The organism is Nocardioides furvisabuli (assembly GCF_021083185.1).
Classification (GTDB): Bacteria; Actinomycetota; Actinomycetes; order Propionibacteriales; family Nocardioidaceae; genus Nocardioides; species Nocardioides furvisabuli.
Window position 1 is genome coordinate 1 of sequence record NZ_JAIGQB010000028.1, and the last position, 919, is coordinate 919.

A 919-nucleotide genomic window follows, 5' to 3' on the forward strand; every position below is an offset into this window, starting at 1 on the left:
ACTGCGGGGCGACTCTTCAATCCAGCGCGGTCGACCTGCACCCGCACATCGACACTTCGGATCAGCCACTTCCCGGACCCGCGGAGAAGACGCTACGCCGAACCGGTTGACAACAGAAGGGAGCCGGTAAGACGCGCTCATCGCGGCATGGGCGGAAGGTCCGACTAGGTGTGATGCCCAGCCAGGTTGTCCAACCTGGTGATGGGTGCTGCCTTGCCGATTGCTGAGTGGGGCCGGTGGTGGTTGTACTGGTGGACCCATCCTGGCAGTGCCGCGAGTCGGGCGGATTCGGAGTTGTAGAACTTCTTGAACGCCCACCCCTCGGTCTGAGAGCCCCAGATGACGTCGCGTGTCTGCGCTTTCCTTTACCGCCGTGAGTTCCAGCAGCGCCAACCGCGCTCCCACTGCCTCTGATTGACGACGTGGACGGGAAATGAGGCCACCGAGACCATCTGATTCGGCGTCTACTGAGATCGATCTGTCCCAGTCGAACGCTGCCGCCGTTCGCGAGGTCAGACCACGTACATGCAACAAGCACGCAAAGTGACGTCGCGGTCTCAGACCAAGTGGCGCCGGTAGCAACCGTGCCTCGCGCGGGTGGACCAGAGCATGCACCGGCGATCGATCCGTACGCGGACGTGGCCTGACCTGGCACCTCCACAGCGAGGTGGAGTAGGTGGTCGGCACAATGGGCACATGACCGACAACGCCTGGACCGACGACGCGCTGGTCTCCGGCGACCGCGACACTCTCGGACGGCGCGCGTATGCCAAGCGCGCGGCCGAGTTGGTGGTGTCGCGTGCCGGGTCTGATGGAGGCTCTCATTCCACGGAAGGATGAGAGTCATGGCAGCACCGAGGAAGTACCCCGAGGAGCTTCGGGAGCGGGCGATCCGGATGGCGGTCGATCTGCGGCGTGA

1 protein-coding gene and 1 pseudogene are annotated in these 919 nt (G+C 64.1%); one reads left to right on the forward strand and one right to left on the reverse strand.

What is annotated here, in order from left to right; all coding sequences use genetic code 11:
* Nucleotides 1-164: 164 nt before the first annotated feature.
* Nucleotides 165-323: pseudogene (locus K4G59_RS19740) on the reverse strand (integrase core domain-containing protein); the annotation flags it as partial.
* A gap of 373 nt (nt 324-696) precedes the next feature.
* On the opposite strand from K4G59_RS19740, the gene K4G59_RS19745 reads away from it, so the two are divergent.
* Entirely contained in the window at nt 697-840 is a 144-nt protein-coding gene (locus K4G59_RS19745) for a hypothetical protein (protein WP_231252772.1), read from the forward strand.
* Nucleotides 841-919: the final 79 nt, after the last annotated feature.